Below are 15,354 nucleotides of genomic sequence, written 5' to 3' on the forward strand. Positions count from 1 at the left end.
TCAGTCGAGGCCGGCCAGGGCCTGGGCGAGTTCGGCCTCGTCCATGGTCGAGCTCTGCGCCGCAGTGGGGAAGGCGCCGCTCTTCACCTCCTCCACATAGGCGCTCAACACCGAGCCGATGGCCGTGCCGATGTCGGCGTAGCGCTTTGCGTGGCGCGGCGACTTGCCGTCGAGCAGGCCCAGCAGGTCGTGCCAGACCTGCACCTGGCCGTCGCAGCCCGCGCCCGCGCCGATGCCGATGGTGGGGATGCGCAGCCGCTCAGACACCGCCCGGGCGAGCTGGGCGGGCACCAGCTCCAGCACGATGGCGAAGGCGCCGGCCGCCTGCAGGCTCAGCGCGTCCTCCAGCAGGCGGCGGGCCTCGGACGCCGCCTTGCCCTGCACGCGCAGGCCGAGCTGGTGCTGCGACTGCGGGGTGAAGCCGAGATGACCCATCACCGGCACGCCGAGCTCGGTCAGCCGGCGCACGCCGGCGACAACCGGCGCACCGCCCTCCAGCTTCACCGCGTGCACCCCGGCCTCCTGCATCAGCCGGCGGGCGGAGGCCACCGCGTCCGCCTCGCTGGCATAGGTCAGGAACGGCAGGTCGCCGACGACCAGCGCGGCCTCGGCGCCGCGCATCACGGCGGCCGAGTGACGGACCATGTCGTCCAGCGTCACCGGCAAGGTCGTCGAATGGCCGTGCATGACCATGCCGAGCGAGTCGCCCACCAGCAGCAGCGGCACGCCCGCCCGGTCCGCGATCCGGGCGGAGGCGTAGTCGTAGGCCGTCACCATGGCGATACGCTCGCCCTGGTCCTTCATCCGCTGCACGTCGCGAAGAGTGACTGGCATGGCGGTCCCGAACTTGCCCCGAGGCGAGAGCGGGCCTTTTAGGCCGGCGACGTCGAAGTCGGAAGCTCGCAGCCGATGAACACGGGCCGGGTGCGCCCACATCGGAAAAAGCTGGGATGAAGGTGCGCAATTTGTGGCTCACATCCGGTCTCGTCCTGAACCTTTTCCCGGATGAAACCGGGCCGTCGGTGGCGGACGGCTCGTTCTAAAGCGGGTTCAGAGTGAGGCGAATACAGACGTTTACGCCAAGACTCATCCCGCCGTAGAAGGGGGCGGTGACGATCGCCCATCCGTTCAGCCTCGCCGGCCAAGTCGCCCTGGTCACCGGCGCCGCCCGCGGCCTGGGCTTCGAGGTCGCCAAGGCGATGGCCGCAGCCGGCGCCCAGGTGATCCTGAACGGCCGCGGCCTGGAGACGCTGCAGCCGGCCGTCGCGGCCATCCGAGACACAGGCGGCGATGCCCAGGCCAGCGTCTTCGACATCGCCGACACCGATGCAGCGGCCCATGCCGTGGCCGAGATCGTCGCGCGCCAAGGCCGGCTCGACATCCTCGTGAACAATGTCGGCCAGCGGGACCGGCGGGAGCTGTTCGCCTTCTCGCTGCCCGAGGTGCGTGCCCTGCTCGAGGTGGACCTGGTCGCGCCCTTCCATCTCAGCCGGCTGGCGGCCAAGTCGATGATCAACCGCAGGTGCGGCCGCATCCTCAACGTCACCTCCATTGCCGGTCCGATCGCCCGGTCGGGCGATGCGCCCTACACCACCGCCAAGGGCGGGCTGGAGGCGCTGACGCGCGCGCTGGCGGCCGACCTCGGCGTGCATGGCATCACCGTGAACGCGCTTGCGCCCGGCTACTTCGCCACCGACGCCAACGCGCAGATGGTCGCGGACGAGGGCGTGCGGCGCTGGCTGGAGCAGCGCACCTCGCTGCAGCGCTGGGGAGAGCCGCACGAGTTCGCCGGCGCCGCCGTCTTCCTCGCCTCCCCCGCCGCGGCCTACATCACCGGCCAGGTGCTGGCGGTGGACGGCGGATACCTAGCCCACTTCTGACGCCTGCGGCCCTCGCCGCTTCACCGCCTTGATGACGCCGGAGAAGCTCAGCATCGGCCGCCCGTCCGCGGTCAGCAGACCCCGCACGAAGGTCAGGCTCTGGCCCGCCCGAGTCACCTCGCCCCTCGCCTCGATCCACTCCCCCGCATGGCCCGGGCCCAGGAAGTCCCCGCTGAGGTTCACCGTCACGCCCTGTGAGCCGCCCCGAGCCCGCTGGCTGAGCGAGAACAGGGCGAAATCGGCGAAGGTCATCATGCAGCCGCCGTGCATGGCGCCGAAGCTGTTCATGTGCCGCGCCTCCGCCCGGAAGGCGCAGCGGGGCTCGCCGTCGATCACGCGGGAGTAGAACGGTCCGGTCAGGACCTCGAAGGGATCGACGCCGCCCCAGGTCCACCAGCCGGTGAACTCACCCTCGGTGATCTTGCGAGGGCCCCGCCGCTCGTCGTCGCCGCCGCCATCCATAGCCTTGCCCCTGAGGTCGCCTCGCCTGCCGGCTTATCCCCTTGCCTCAGGCTCGGCCAGACGCCGCCTGGCCTCGGCGATCCAAACCACATGGCGCGGACCTCCGCGACGCCCATAGGCCGCCACCCTGGACTCCGTCACCGCGTAGCCCGCCTGCCGGAGCCGGCGGCCGAACGCTTCATCCGGCGCGGCGGACCACACCCCCAGCACTCCGACCTGGCGCAGCGCCCGCGCGGCTGCGGCGAGGCCGGCCGGCGCATACAGCCTGTCGTTCGCCCGGTGCACCAGAGCGCCGGGACCGTTGTCCACATCGAGCAGGATGGCGTCGTAGTCGTCCTGGGCCGAGCCGATCATCGTGGCCACGTCCGCCTCCACGACCTCCACGCGGGGGTCGGCCAGGCTGTCGCCGAACACGCCCGCCAGGGGTCCTCGCGCCCAGGCCGTCACGCGGGGGAGGAGCTCTGCCACGACAATGCGGGCGTCCTGGCCAAGCCCGGCCTGGGCCGCTTTCAGGGTGAAGCCCATGCCCAGGCCGCCGATGAGCACCCGCGCCGCCGTCCGGGTCCGGATGCGCTCGCAGGCCAGGCTGGCCAGAGCGGCTTCCGAACCGCCGAGCCGGCTGTTCATCAGCTCGTTGGCGCCCAGCATGATCGAGAATTCGGCGCCCCGCTGCATCAGCCTGAGCTCCCCGCCGCCATCAGGGGTCGGGGCGCAATCGCGCTGCACCCAGGGGATCACCGCCGATCCGCCGCCATTGCGCGCCCGATCGCCGGGCCGCGGGTCACCCTACGTAATGGGGATCCAGGGTGCGCAGATGGGCCGCCTGGCCTTCGATGAGGCGCTCCTGGGCGGCGAGAAGGTGGTCCCGGCCGGCCAGAGACCGCTCCAGCTCGGCAATGTATGCGCGATGGTCGGAAGCGACCGCTTTGAGCGAGGCGATGTAGCCGGACAGGCGAGTCTCGTCGCGGCGCACTGACCGGGCCTTGCCAGACGCGGCGCAGAAGGCGCAGACGCCGACGAGGCAGAACAAAACGGCGATGAGCAGCATGGGACGTCCCCTGTCGGAGCAAGAAGGCGGCGTGGCCCTACTGGTTCCATGGTCCGCATCGTCCGCCGTTCGCGCAAGCTCCCGTGGCGCATCCGAGCTTTGATCGGGCGAGCGGCGGCGAGGCGGTATAGGAGGGACGTGGTCGCTGAAATGCACGGCCAGCGGTCACTCGTCTACGCCAGAGCCGCTCTGAACCCCAAGGAGGAACGCCCATGAACGACGATCAATCCCGGCTGGAGCTGCGCTCCCTGATCAAGTCGGATGGCGAGCTGGAGCTGTCGTTTGCACGGGTTGCCCGGCCTGAACCGGGTCCGAGCGAGGTCCTGGTGCAGATGCAGGCGGCCCCGATCAATCCGTCGGACCTCGGCCTGCTGGTGGGGGCTGCGGACTTGGGCTCTGCAACGACCAGAGGCGAAGGCGCGGAGGCTGTGGTCACGGCCGCGGTACCCGCGCCGCTGATGCGCAGCATGGCCGGCCGGCTGGACCAGTCCATGCCGGTCGGCAACGAGGGCGCGGGGCGCGTCGTGGCGGCCGGGTCTTCGCCGGAGGCCCAGGCCCTGCTAGGCCGGACCGTCGCCATCGCCGGCGGCTCCACCTACGCCCAGTACCGCAAGCTCAGGGCCGCCGACTGCCTGCCGCTGCCGGAGGGGGCGAGCGCGCAGGACGGCGCCTCCAGCTTCGTCAACCCGCTGACCGCGCTCGGCATGGTCGAGACCATGCGCGCGGAGGGCCACAGCGCCCTGGTGCACACCGCAGCCGCCTCCAACCTCGGCCAGATGCTGAACCGCATCTGCCTGGCCGACGGCGTGACGCTGGTGAACATCGTGCGTAGCGGCGAACAGGCCGTCCTGCTGCGCGAAGCCGGCGCCGTCCACGTCTGCGACACCAGCAGCGCGGACTTCATGTCCGGCCTGGTTGAGGCGCTCAAGGCCACGGGCGCGACCCTGGCCTTCGACGCCATCGGCGGCGGCAGGCTGGCTGGCCAGATCCTGTCAGGCATGGAGCAGGCGGCCGCCTCGACGGGCCCTTACAGCCGCTACGGCTCCACGGTGCACAAGCAGGTCTACATCTACGGCGCCCTGGATACCCGCCCGACCGAGCTGGTCCGCAGCTTCGGCTTCGCCTGGAGCGTGGGCGGCTGGTTGCTGACTCCGTTCCTGCAGAAGGCCGGCGCGGCCAAGGTGGCAGAGCTGCGCGGGCGGGTCGCCACGGAGCTGAAGACCACCTTCGCCAGCCGCTACAGCAAGGTGATCTCGCTCACCGACATGCTGAAGCTCGACAACCTCCACGCCTACAATCGCCGCGCCACGGGGGAAAAGTACCTGGTCGATCCGAGCCTCGGCTGACCGGGAGGAGCGAGGCGCACTGGACCCGGTGCGCGCCCTCTGCTTGGAAGGACGGGTGAGCGGAGCGGACACGCCATCGACGATCGCCACGCTGGAGCGGCGGGCCGCCGAGGCGATGCGCCGGCGCGACTTCACCTCAGCCGTCCGGGAACTGCAGGGTGCGGCTGAGCAGGCGCCCGGCCGCCTGGAGCTCTGGCTGGCGCTCGCGGCCGCGCACCGCGCCTCCGGCGAGCTGTCCGCGGCCCTGCGGGCGGTGGACCGGGCGCTGCAGCGTGAGCCCCGGGCCTTTCCGGCCCTGCTCATGCGCGCCTCGCTGCTGGAACGGATCGAGGGGGTGCGCGCCGCCGCCCCCGTCTACGGCGCGGCCCTCCTGCAGGCGCCTTCGGACGACCATCTGGACGAGGCGGCGCGACGCGCGCTGGCCCACGCCCGGGAGGTGAACAGCCGCCACGGGGCGGAGCTGAACACCGCGTTGCGGGCCAGCCTGGACGCGCTCCCGCTGTCCGGTCGCGCCCAGCAACAGGCTGAGGTGTTCGTCGACCGCCTCACCGGGCGGCGCAGGGTCTATGCACAGGCGCCGCTCGGCTACGCCTATCCAGGCCTGCCGGCGATTGAGTTCTGGGACCGGGCCCAGTTTCCCTGGCTGGAGCCGCTGGAGGCGGCGGCGCCCGCGATCGCGGCTGAGATGCTGGCGATCGGGATGCAGGACGCGGCGCTCGTGCCCTACATGGACCTGCCGGACACCCAGCCGGTGGATCAGTGGGCGGAGCTGAACCGCTCCCATGCCTGGACCGCCTTCCACCTCTACCAGCATGGCCGGCGGTCGGAGGCGAACTGCACCCGCTGCCCGCATACCCTGGCGGCGCTGGAGCCCGTGCCCCAGCCCGACGCGGTGAACCGTTCGCCATCGGCCATGTTCTCGGTGCTGAAGGCCCGCACCCGCATACCGCCTCACACTGGCGTGTCGAACACCCGCCTGGTGGGGCATCTGGCGCTCAGCGTCCCGCCGGGCTGCGGCTTCCGGGTAGGGGCGGAGACCCGCGCCTGGCGGGAAGGCTGCGCCTGGGTGTTCGACGACACCATCGAGCACGAGGCCTGGAACGACAGCGACACGGCCCGCGCCGTCCTCATCTTCGACGTGCGCCATCCCCTGATCCCCGACGAGGAGCACGCCGCGATCGCGGCCATCATGGCGGCCATGGACCTCTTCAGCGGCGCACCGTCTGTCCAGACGCCGGACTGAGCGGAGCTGCGGCAACCGATCGCTCGCTGCTGCGCTCACAGGCGGCGACGTAAGCGCCGTCTGCGTCCAGGGCGCCTGTGGGGGTCGGCTGAGTTGGAGACGGCCTCGGGACGGGTGAGGCGCCGGCCTGGCCTCGCATGGAGCCTGGCGGGCGGCGTCGGGATCCTGCTGGTCGGCTTGGCGATCGTCGGACTCGGCGCTGGTGTGCGGACGCGGTCCTTCACCCTGGCCGCGCTATCGCACCGGCTGGGTCGGACGGTGCATGTGGATGGCGAACTCTCGCTCCATCCCCACCTCACCAGCTTCACGGTACGCTTCACCCGTCTGCATGTGGATCAGCCCGCCTGGGCGACCCCCGGGGCGATGGTCTGGGTGGATCGCGGGACGGTGACGCTGCCGTGGACGTCGCTGCTGGGCGACGTGCGGCTGCAGGACGTGCAGCTCGACGGTCTGCGCCTCGATCTTCGTCATGACTCGCAGGGCCGGCCCAACTGGTCGGACGGACGGGCGCGGCCGCCTCCGCGCCTGCCGCGCATCGCCAGGATGGCGCTCCGCAACGGCGGTGTGGCCTACCAGGACCCAAGCCGCGCCCTGAGCTTCCAGGGCGCGATCTCCGTCGCCTCGGGCGCGACCGGTCCGCCGGTCCTTGCCGTGGCCGGCCATGGCCGCATTGAGGACGGGGTTTGGACCCTGGACGCCAGAAGCACCGCCGACTTCAAAGGCTCCGCACCTTACATCCTCAGCGGCCACCTGACCGTAGCTGAGCCCTCTGGAAACTCCGACGCACGTTTCAGCGGCGGGTTCGCGCCTCGCGACGGACACCTGCAGGCGACCGTCGCCGCGACCGGGCCGGACCTGCACGACCTGTCGCACCTGATCAACGTCCCTCTCCCCCATACGCCGCCCTACAGCCTGCAGACCCGGATAGAGCGGACGCCGGAGCGTACGCGGCTGCAGGGCCTTAGCGGTCGCGTCGGCGCCTCGGACATCGCGGGAGCCATGACGATCACGCCGGCGCCAGGCGGACGCCACCTGGATGGCGCGCTCCGCTCCCGCTCGCTTCGCGTGTCGGACCTGCTGTCGGTCGCCAGTGGCGGCCAGCTGAGCCACGCACGCCGCCAGGGCAGGCTGTTGCCCGAGGTCGCCATCAACCCTGCCCCCCTGCGCAGGTTAAGCGGTGTGGTGCGTCTGAGCGCTGCAAGCGTCCAGGCGCGCAGCATCCGCAGCCTGCGACTGGTCGCCACGTTCGACCGCGGGCGGGTCGCCGCGGCGCCGCTGACGCTGGACTTGGCGCACGGTCAAGCGAAGATCGAGTTCGTGCTGGACGTCCGCAGGTCCGTCCCGCAGGTGCGCCTCGATGTCGACCTCCAGCGCGCCGACACCTCGGACTTCCGCCAGCCGGGAGGCGCGCCTGCGCCCCTCCAGGCGGTGCTAGACGGGGCCATCCACCTCCAGGGCGCCGGAAGCTCTCTCGCCCTTGCCGCGAGCCACGCCTCCGGGAGCGTGCAGCTCACCGCCCTCACCGGCCGGCTGCAGCGCAAGCAGGCCGCGGTGTTGAGTGGCGATATGGTCCAGGGGGTCCTCTCGCTGCTGGCGCGAAAGCCTGCCGATACGCCTCTGCGATGTGCTGTGGCCAGGTTTCAGGTCCGGGATGGGAAAGCCCGCGCTACGGCTCTGCGCGTGGTGAGCGGGCTGGGTGCGGTCACAGGATCCGGCGGCTTCAATCTCGCCTCGGAGACTTTAGACCTCACCCTGCGTCCCGCCGCCCCCGCGATGGCGGACGTGACGGCGGTGCGGATCGCGGGACCGCTTGCACATCCTCGCGCGACCCTGGCTCTCGGCGGCGCCGCAAGCCTTATCAGTCACACCTTCGATGGCCTGTTCAAGGCAGCGTTTTCGCCCCCGCCAAGCCTAAGGTGCGGGTGATCGTGCCGTGGGGCTGGCGGAGCGGACGCCGGGCGGCGGCGTTCCGCTCGGGTTGACGAAGGAGAAACCAGATGATCGGCGTGATCGCAGTCCTGAAGGCCAAGGAAGGCCGCGAGGCGGAGTTCGAGCGCACCTTCGCCGAGATGACCGCCAAGGTGAAGGCCAACGAACCGGGCAACCAGATGTACCAGCTCACCCGCAGCCGCACCGAACCGCGGACCTACAAGGTGCTGGAGATGTACGCCGACCAGGCGGCGTTCGACGCGCACGGCTCGAGCGACCATTACAAGGAAGGCGGCCGGGCCTTGCGCGACCTCGTGGAGAGCCGGCCTGAAGTAGAGCTGTTGGACGCGTTGATCTGACTGAAGGCGGAGCAGGCTGCAGTCAGGCCCGCTTCCGCAGGCCCCGTCCAAAGCCGATGGTCGTCCGGGCGAATCCCGTCGCGAGGCAAAAGCCTTCCAGGTCCGGATGGTCGGGCGGCGCGAGCAGCTGCAAGGCGCTGCAGCCGGCTGTCCGCGCCGTCCGGGCCGCGGCCTTCAGCAGCAACCGCCCGACACCCCGCCGCCGGGCGTCCTCGCGCACCAGCAATGTGGTTATCTGGGCCTCGGCCGCCTCTGCCTGGAGGTCCACGCGCCAGGACAGCGCGACCACGCCGCTGGGCGGTCCCCACTCCATGGCCACCAGCACCGCGCCATCGCTATGACGGATGGTCTCGATCCGCTCGGCCAGGACGCGGGGCGGGACGCACTGGCCGATTCCGCTCATCAGCTCTGCGAGACCCATCGCGTCGGCAGCCGTCGCACTGCGTATCTCCAGGCCGTAGCGGTCAGCCAAGTCCGCGTCGGACGCCAGCCTGCAAGCGCGCCTGAGCGCCTCGCAGGGCGATCCTCACTTCTTCCCAGGCGGGGTCAGGAAGTCCTTTCCCGCCGTCGCCGCGGGCTTGGCCTTCTCGGCCTTGGGCTTGCGGACTTCCTTGTTGCTCTTCTTCTGGCCCTTGGCCATGGCTTTCTCCGGAACGGGCGGGGGGAGGTCGTCGGCGGCGATCTCATCGGCGGTGCGGGTCAGCAAGGTGCTGGCGGCGATGGCGCCCTCCACCACCCGGACGCCCAGATATCGCATCTGGCCGTCGGAAAAGCTGATGGCGTCCGTGTCGATGCTGGGATCGCGCCTGAGCTTGGCGGCGTCGCTGAGCGTCAGCTTCAGCATCAGGGCGGAGATGACAGCGCCGTCCGCCGTCGCCTTCTCGATCTCGGATCGGAACCTCTGTGCAGGCGGAAGCGGCCTGGGTGGAGGGGGAGGTGGGCGAGCGGGCATCTTGGTCCCTTGTGCGACCGCGGCGAGAAGCGCCTACGCGACGGACAGTCATTAGAGCGGTTCCGGGCCACAGAGATCAAGTGGTTTGCGACCCTAGCCGCTCACTTGGCCGGTCAGGACGAGGTTTCCGCGGCCCCGGGCGCTTCATCGGAAGGTCCGTCCAGCTTCAGGGCTTCGGTCCCGGCGGCGGTGATCTTCCAGCCTTCCCGGCTGCGTTCGGCGAAGCCCAGCGCAGTCAGGGCGCGAGCATCGCCGATGTTGATCCAGTCGACGTCCCCGCCTGCCTGCTTGCTGGCGAGATTGCGGAGCGCGGTGAACTGTCCCGGCGAAAGGCCCAACTACTGCCCGCCCGCCAGCGGGCTCGCAGAGGCCATCGCCCTGCGCAAAGAGGCTTGCTCCAGCTGCTGCGTCACCCGATCCAACTGGCTGGAGAGGTCGCCGACATCCAGCTGGAGTTCGGCCCAGCGGGCTTTCAGATAGTCGTTCTCGCGCCGCATGCCCTGGGCATCCTCGTCGATCACAAACGGCCCTCCGCGCGGATCACCGCACGCAGCAGCAGGGCGCGCCGGAGTGGCAAGCCGGGTGCGCGAAGCTCGCTCCTCGCGCCCTCCACCACGCGGCCGCGATGACGCCCCCCCAATGCCCAGGCCTCGGCCCGCACCTCCTGCGGCGGCGTCCAGCGCGAACTGATCCGAGCGAGCAGCCGCGAGATGACCGTGACCATCGCTCAGCTCCGCTTGGCGCCTCGCAGGCCGAGGATGTCAGGAAGTCGCAAATGCGGTGCGGACCCAGTGGATCTCGGGTCGGTGAGCACCTTGGTCGGCTCGTGCGCCGGGATGCGGGAACTGGACATGGCGTCCTTTCAGGCCGGCGCCAACCGCTCTGCGCGAGGGATGGCCGACGAGCGACGATACTGCGGCGCGCGCCCGAAAGCTCCAACCAAATGTAAATTCACCTAAGCGGCGCTTGGATGGAAAAGTGCGCGTCTAGCCACCTTGCACCGCCTCTGGCCGTCACGACGGATTGGGACTGGCCTTGCTGCAGTGCAGCATCCATATTGGTCCTCCAACCTGAGGAGACTCGAAGATGGCCAGCCTGGGCGAGACGGTCGCCGCCCTGGCGGCGGCTCGATGGACGCCCGCGGACGAAACCGCGGCGACGTCCCTGCAAGAGATCGATATGTCGGCAGACAATCCTGGCGGCCTTCGCATGCTCGTCCATGCACCGCCTGGCCGGCCGGCTCGGGCGCCGCTCGTCGTTGTGCTGCACGGCTGCACCCAGACGGCGTCGGCCTACGCCCTCGGCGCGGGATGGCTTGAGCTGGCAGACCGGTGCGGCTTCGTCCTTCTCTGCCCCGAGCAGACGCGCGCGAACAACCTCAACGTCTGTTTTAACTGGTTTCAGCCTGCGGACACCTGTCGAGGCGGCGGCGAAGCGGCTTCCATCCACGCCATGGTGCGCAAGGCCATTGCAGATTACGACCTCGATCCCAGCCGTATTTTCGTGACTGGCCTCTCGGCAGGAGGGGCTATGGCCAACGTCATGCTGGCTACCTATCCGGAAACCTTCGCCGGCGGTGCCATCATAGCCGGCCTGCCGTATGGCGCAGCCTCCAACATGCAGGAGGCCTTCGCCGCCATGCGCGGGAGCCGGTCGCTGCCGGCGCGGGTGCTGGGAGACGCCGTCCGGTCGGCCTCGGGACGCCGTGGACCGTGGCCGCGCATCTCCATCTGGCAGGGAGATGAGGACATGACCGTGGCGCCCAGCGTGGCAGAGGACCTGGCCAGCCAGTGGCGCAACGTGCACGGCATCGAAGGCGCGGGTTCCGACCTGCTCACGGCGGGACCTGATGATACCGGGCGCAGGCGGCGGACTGCGTGGCGTGACAGCCGCGGCGCCGCAGCCGTGGAGCTGAACCAGCTGAGCGGAATGGGCCATGGCGCGCCGCTGGGCTGCATGATCGACGACGGGTGCGGAAGGGCGGGACCCTACCTGCTGGAAGTGGGCGTCTCCTCCACCTTGGAGATCGCCCGATCGTGGACTCTGGTCCAGCCCCACAACCAAATGCGCGCTGCGCCGCAGGCTCCCCCCGCCCCGGCACGCGCCCGTGCGGACGCGGGAGGATCGCCGCCCCTCCTGCATGCCATCACCTCGGAGGTGGGCGGCGTGATCACCGGTGCGCTCCGCAATGCGGGCCTGCTGAAGTAGACATCTGGCCGCCTTGCACGCCGGCCACGGGCGTGGTCATTCAGGGCCGACGCCGCGGATGGGACTGGAGCGCTGGGTTCGTGGAGGGGACGGCGGATCGACAGCGGTTGATTGCAGCGCTTCAACAGGTGGCGGCCGGCGACGAGGCGGCGCTCCAGCGTCTTTATGATCAGACCTCCGCGAAACTTTTTGGCATCTGCCTCCGTATCCTTGGCGACCGAAGCGAAGCCGAGGACGTGTTGCAGGACGTGTACGTCACCTTGTGGCGACGGGCCGGATCGTTCGATCCGGAGCGAGGCGTCAGCCCGGTCACCTGGCTGGCCGCGCTGACGCGCAACCGCGCCATCGACCGGCTCCGTGCGGGCAAGGGCCACCTCCACCGGCCGCTGGACGCGATCGCCGAGGCTGCCGATCCCAGCCCGCTCGCCAGCGAGACGCTGGAGCGCGATCAGGCTTACCGCCAGCTCAGCACGTGCCTCGGTGAACTCGAGCCTGAGCACGCCGGCTACATCCGCGCGGCCTTTTTCGATGGCCAGACCTACGCCTCCCTGGCGGAGACTGCGGGCGCACCGCTGGGCACCATGAAGAGCTGGGTGCGTCGCGCCCTGCTGCGCCTGCGTACCTGTCTAGAGCAATGAGTGATCGCGATCCCATCTCCGGCGAAGACGACGCCCTCGTGGCGGCGGAGTACGCACTCGGCGTGCTCGACGGCCAGGAGCGAGTGGCCGCCGAACGCCGCATCTCGACCGATCCAGGCTTCGCCCGTGAGGTCGAGGCGTGGCAAGACCGATTCGACCCGCTTACGGCCGAGATCGCGCCGGAACAGCCTGGCCCGCACGTCTGGGCAGACTTGGCCCGTCGCCTGGAGACCTCCAGCAACGTCGTCGAGCTGCAGCTGAAGAGAAGCCTGGCGCTCTGGCGCAGCGCGACTGCCGCGGCGGGGGCGTTGGCGGCGGCCTTGGCGCTGGTCGTGGCCTGGCCCAAGCCCGCCGCCCCTGCGCCGCCGGTGCTCACGGCCCGACTGGCGGCCACCGCCGGAGGCCCCACGGTCTTCGTGGCCTTCTACGATCCTGGCCGCAAGGCGATCGTGCTCACGCCAGCCGCCGTCAGCGCGGCGCAGGATCGCTCTCCGGAACTTTGGCTGATCCCCACCGGGGGCAAGCCGATCCCCCTGGGCATGGCTGCGTTCGAAAGCTCCGTGCAGATGATCCCGGCGGCAAGCGTGGGAGGTGGCACGCTGGCGGTGTCGGTCGAGCCCAGGGGCGGCTCGCCCACCGGCCAGCCCACGGGGCCGGTGATCGCGACGGGACAGCTGACGAACCTGTAGCGCCCGGCCTTGCAGGCAGCCCCAGGGGAACCTGGTTGATCCTGTGTGGGATCAGGAACGCAGGCGCGTCCCGAGAGCCCTTTCCCACCGGGCTGGGACCGGGTAGCCAGCCGCTGGTCGCATCCCTCGGACACCGATCGCCTATGACCAGCCCCGCCGCCTTGTTCAGCCCCTTCAGGCTGAAGTCGATCACCCTGCCCAACCGGATCGTCATGGCGCCCATGACGCGCTCCTTCTCCCCGGGCGGCGTGGCGACGCCGGAGGTGGCGGCCTATTACCGGCGCCGCGCCGAGAACCAGGTGGGCCTGATCATCACCGAGGGTACAGGCGTCGCGCGCCCGGCCTCGCTGAACGATCCCAACATCCCGCGCTTCCACGGCGACAAGGAACTCGCGGCCTGGAAGGTGGTGGTGGACCAGGTGCACGCCGCGGACGGCCTGATCGCGCCCCAGCTCTGGCACGTCGGCGCCGTCCGCTCCCGCGAGAAGGACTGGAGCCCGTCCGGCCCCTATGACAGCCCTTCGGGGCTCTCTTCCCCCGGCAAGCCGTTCGGCGAGCCGATGAGCGAGGCGGACGTGGCCGACACCATCTCGGCCTTCGGGCGGGCCGCCGCCGACGCCGAGCGGCTGGGCTTCGACGCAGTGGAGCTGCACGGCGCCCACGGATACCTGATCGACCAGTTCTTCTGGCACGAGGTCAACGTGCGCGGCGACCGCTACGGCGGCGACTCCATCCTGGAGCGCGGCCGCTTCGCCGCCGACATCCTGCGCGAGGTGCGCCGCGCCGTCAGCCCCGGCTACCCGGTCATCATCCGCCTCTCCCAGTGGAAGCAGCAGGCCTTTGAGGCGCGCCTGGCGCATACGCCCGACGAGATGGGCCGGTGGCTGGGCCTGCTCGCCGACGCCGGCGCGGACGCCTTCCACTGCTCGCAGCGGCGGTTCTGGGAGCCGGAGTTCCCCGACGTCGACGGCTCGGACCTGAACTTCGCCGGCTGGGCCAAGAAGTTGACCGGCCTGCCGACCATCACCGTGGGCTCGGTGGGACTTGCCGGAGAGTTCATCGCCACCTTTGCCGGCGAATCTTCCAAGCCCGCCTCGCTCGACGAGCTGATGCGCCGCTTCGAACGCGGCGAGTTCGACCTGGTGGGCGTCGGTCGCGCCCTGTTGCAGGACCCAGCCTGGGTGACCAAGGTCCATCAGGGCCGGACTGGCGAACTCGCCGACTTCACCCGTGAAGCGCTGATGACGCTGAGCTGAGCTCGCCGCCCCTTGTTACCTTTTCCCGTTCTGCAGGGGAGAGATGACAGCTGGCCTCAGATCTCCAGCAGGCGGTCGCTGATCGTGTTCTCGTGCGGTCCTTGGCTCGGAAAGTGAGCGGCCAAGGCCTCGCCGCACAGCTCCACCGCGCGGATGTAGCCTTGGGCCGGCCGGCCCTTCTGCATCCCATCCTGCATCGCGGCGATGGCGGCGTTCCAAGTCTTGTCGCCGACTGCGGCATGAATTGCATCGTCGGCCAGCAGCTCCACCCGCCGGTCTTGCTGAGACGCGAAGATCACCACGCCTGTGCGACCCGGCGACAGGTGCAGCCCGGTGGCCAGGAACTGTTGAAGCGCCGCCCTGTGCACGCGATGGCGCTTCAGCGGCGCAGGCGTCAGGAGGCGGCGCACCCGGGGGATAGAGGCCAGGCCCGCCACCACGGTGAACAGCACCACCTGCAGCAGGCCATAGGCCTCCAGCGCCCGAGTGAGTGTGGCCGCTGGAGCCGCGCTGGCGCTCCAGTCCCTGGGCGTCAGCGCCTCGGCGGGCGCACCGGTCAGCAGCGCCAGCGGCGGCGCGATCAGGGCCACCGCGATCGCCCAGGCCAGCGGCACCTCGCGGTAGTTGGACACCTCCCGCGCCAGGATGCAGACGATCTCGCCGGTGGTGCGCGCCTCCGCGGCGCCTACGGCGGCTGCGATCTTCTGGTGGTCGGCCTCGCTCAGCATGTCACCAGCCCCCTGAGGCTCCGCCGCCGCCGAAGGAGCCGCCTCCGCCGCTGAAGCCGCCTCCGCCTCCGCCTCCGCTGAAACCGCCCCCGTCGTCGTTGTCCCGGCCGAAGCCGTCTCCGCCCAGGAACATCAGCGGCAGCGCCCAGCCGAGCCCTCCACCCCTGCGGCCGCCGCGGAAGAAGGCGGAAATGACGAAGATGAACAGCAGGAAGGAGAAGATCGAACCGAACACCTCGTGATGGCGGCCCTGCGGCTGCGCCTCCTGCTGAGCCTGGACCGCCGCCGCCTGCTGCGCCTGGGCCTGGGCGGTTGCGGGATCGAGGCCGAGCTGCTGGATGATCGCGTCGGTCCCGGCCACCACGCCGCCCGGCACGTCGCCCTGGCGGAAGCGCGGCAGCACCTGGCTATTGAGGATGACGCTGGACATGGCGTCCGTGAGCACCGGCTCCAGGCCGTAGCCGACCTCGATGCGGGTCTTCTTCTCGGACGGCGCGACGATGAACAGGGCGCCTGTGTTCTTGCCCTTCTGCCCAATTTCCCAGGCGCGGCCGAGCTGGTAGCCGTAGTCGGCGATGTCGTCGCCCTGCAGCGACGACAGAGTGACCACGACGAG

Annotated in this window: 20 protein-coding genes; 9 read left to right on the forward strand and 11 right to left on the reverse strand. The window is 70.3% G+C overall.

The genetic code is table 11. The features are described 5' to 3' along the window. On the reverse strand, positions 1–834 hold the full coding sequence (panB, locus tag HUV06_RS01660) for a 3-methyl-2-oxobutanoate hydroxymethyltransferase (RefSeq protein ID WP_174299531.1): 834 nt from the start codon (positions 832–834) through the stop codon (positions 1–3). 275 nt (positions 835–1,109) lie between these two features. Here panB and HUV06_RS01665 point away from each other — a divergent pair, with 275 nt between their 5' ends. After that, on the forward strand, positions 1,110–1,880 hold the full coding sequence (locus tag HUV06_RS01665) for an SDR family oxidoreductase (protein WP_217433587.1): 771 nt from the start codon (positions 1,110–1,112) through the stop codon (positions 1,878–1,880). Here the strand turns inward: HUV06_RS01665 and HUV06_RS01670 are convergent. From HUV06_RS01670 to HUV06_RS01680, 3 genes are all read right to left on the reverse strand, one after another. Then, positions 1,866–2,342: a PaaI family thioesterase gene (locus tag HUV06_RS01670; RefSeq protein ID WP_174299532.1), complete on the reverse strand. Its 477-nt coding sequence runs from the start codon at positions 2,340–2,342 to the stop codon at positions 1,866–1,868. The two genes, HUV06_RS01665 and HUV06_RS01670, sit on opposite strands and share 15 nt — an antisense overlap. Before the next feature lie 33 nt (positions 2,343–2,375). After that, positions 2,376–3,017 carry a spermidine synthase gene (locus HUV06_RS01675; protein ID WP_254600825.1) on the reverse strand — a complete coding sequence of 214 codons (642 nt, stop codon included), beginning with the start codon at positions 3,015–3,017 and terminating at the stop codon, positions 2,376–2,378. A gap of 106 nt (positions 3,018–3,123) precedes the next feature. Beyond that, complete coding sequence (locus HUV06_RS01680) at positions 3,124–3,390, reverse strand: hypothetical protein (RefSeq protein WP_174299534.1); 267 nt, start codon at positions 3,388–3,390, stop codon at positions 3,124–3,126. Positions 3,391–3,602: 212 nt separating this feature from the next. Here HUV06_RS01680 and HUV06_RS01685 point away from each other — a divergent pair, with 212 nt between their 5' ends. The 4 genes from HUV06_RS01685 (at position 3,603) to HUV06_RS01700 (ending at position 8,267) form a co-directional block, all read left to right on the forward strand. After that, positions 3,603–4,736 carry a zinc-binding dehydrogenase gene (locus HUV06_RS01685; protein WP_174299535.1) on the forward strand — a complete coding sequence of 378 codons (1,134 nt, stop codon included), beginning with the start codon at positions 3,603–3,605 and terminating at the stop codon, positions 4,734–4,736. Between the two features lie 55 nt (positions 4,737–4,791). Next, complete coding sequence (locus tag HUV06_RS01690; protein WP_174299536.1) at positions 4,792–5,979, forward strand: aspartyl/asparaginyl beta-hydroxylase domain-containing protein; 1,188 nt, start codon at positions 4,792–4,794, stop codon at positions 5,977–5,979. Between the two features lie 114 nt (positions 5,980–6,093). Further along, a complete protein-coding gene (locus HUV06_RS01695; RefSeq protein WP_174299537.1) occupies positions 6,094–7,905 on the forward strand; it encodes an AsmA-like C-terminal region-containing protein in 1,812 nt (603 codons plus the stop codon). A 71-nt stretch (positions 7,906–7,976) separates the two neighbouring features. Next, the gene (locus HUV06_RS01700; RefSeq protein ID WP_174299538.1) at positions 7,977–8,267 is read left to right on the forward strand and encodes a putative quinol monooxygenase; all 291 of its coding nucleotides are present in this window, start codon (positions 7,977–7,979) and stop codon (positions 8,265–8,267) included. Between the two features lie 22 nt (positions 8,268–8,289). Here HUV06_RS01700 and HUV06_RS01705 read toward each other — a convergent pair whose 3' ends face one another. From HUV06_RS01705 to HUV06_RS01725, 5 genes are all read right to left on the reverse strand, one after another. Continuing rightward, the gene (locus HUV06_RS01705) at positions 8,290–8,739 is read right to left on the reverse strand and encodes a GNAT family N-acetyltransferase (protein WP_174299539.1); all 450 of its coding nucleotides are present in this window, start codon (positions 8,737–8,739) and stop codon (positions 8,290–8,292) included. Between the two features lie 54 nt (positions 8,740–8,793). Then, on the reverse strand, positions 8,794–8,907 hold the full coding sequence (locus HUV06_RS16170) for a hypothetical protein (protein WP_254600827.1): 114 nt from the start codon (positions 8,905–8,907) through the stop codon (positions 8,794–8,796). Positions 8,908–9,332: 425 nt separating this feature from the next. Next, positions 9,333–9,557 (reverse strand): hypothetical protein, encoded by a 225-nt coding sequence (locus HUV06_RS01715; RefSeq protein ID WP_174299540.1) that lies wholly within the window; start codon positions 9,555–9,557, stop codon positions 9,333–9,335. After that, entirely contained in the window at positions 9,558–9,740 is a 183-nt protein-coding gene (locus HUV06_RS01720; RefSeq protein WP_174299541.1) for a hypothetical protein, read from the reverse strand. It lies immediately after the preceding gene. Continuing rightward, positions 9,737–9,943 carry a hypothetical protein gene (locus tag HUV06_RS01725; protein ID WP_174299542.1) on the reverse strand — a complete coding sequence of 69 codons (207 nt, stop codon included), beginning with the start codon at positions 9,941–9,943 and terminating at the stop codon, positions 9,737–9,739. The genes HUV06_RS01720 and HUV06_RS01725 overlap by 4 nt, the downstream gene beginning before the upstream one ends. A 362-nt stretch (positions 9,944–10,305) precedes the next feature. Here HUV06_RS01725 and HUV06_RS01730 point away from each other — a divergent pair, with 362 nt between their 5' ends. From HUV06_RS01730 to HUV06_RS01745, 4 genes are all read left to right on the forward strand, one after another. Then, entirely contained in the window at positions 10,306–11,427 is a 1,122-nt protein-coding gene (locus HUV06_RS01730) for a PHB depolymerase family esterase (protein ID WP_174299543.1), read from the forward strand. 107 nt (positions 11,428–11,534) lie between these two features. Continuing rightward, a complete protein-coding gene (locus HUV06_RS01735; RefSeq protein WP_254600826.1) occupies positions 11,535–12,065 on the forward strand; it encodes a sigma-70 family RNA polymerase sigma factor in 531 nt (176 codons plus the stop codon). Then, the gene (locus HUV06_RS01740) at positions 12,062–12,754 is read left to right on the forward strand and encodes an anti-sigma factor domain-containing protein (protein WP_174299545.1); all 693 of its coding nucleotides are present in this window, start codon (positions 12,062–12,064) and stop codon (positions 12,752–12,754) included. Before HUV06_RS01735 ends, HUV06_RS01740 begins: the two co-directional genes overlap by 4 nt. A 143-nt stretch (positions 12,755–12,897) precedes the next feature. After that, positions 12,898–14,010, forward strand: coding sequence for an NADH:flavin oxidoreductase (locus HUV06_RS01745; RefSeq protein WP_174299546.1), 1,113 nt, complete (start codon positions 12,898–12,900; stop codon positions 14,008–14,010). 56 nt (positions 14,011–14,066) lie between these two features. Here HUV06_RS01745 and HUV06_RS01750 read toward each other — a convergent pair whose 3' ends face one another. Both HUV06_RS01750 and HUV06_RS01755 read right to left on the reverse strand, forming a co-directional pair. Beyond that, positions 14,067–14,738 carry a TPM domain-containing protein gene (locus HUV06_RS01750; protein ID WP_174299547.1) on the reverse strand — a complete coding sequence of 224 codons (672 nt, stop codon included), beginning with the start codon at positions 14,736–14,738 and terminating at the stop codon, positions 14,067–14,069. Position 14,739: 1 nt separating this feature from the next. Then, a partial coding sequence (locus HUV06_RS01755) for a YgcG family protein (RefSeq protein ID WP_174299548.1) occupies positions 14,740–15,354 on the reverse strand: 615 nt, incomplete at its 5' end.

This window comes from Caulobacter sp. S45, from assembly GCF_903642205.1.
GTDB lineage: Bacteria > Pseudomonadota > Alphaproteobacteria > Caulobacterales > Caulobacteraceae > CAHJWH01.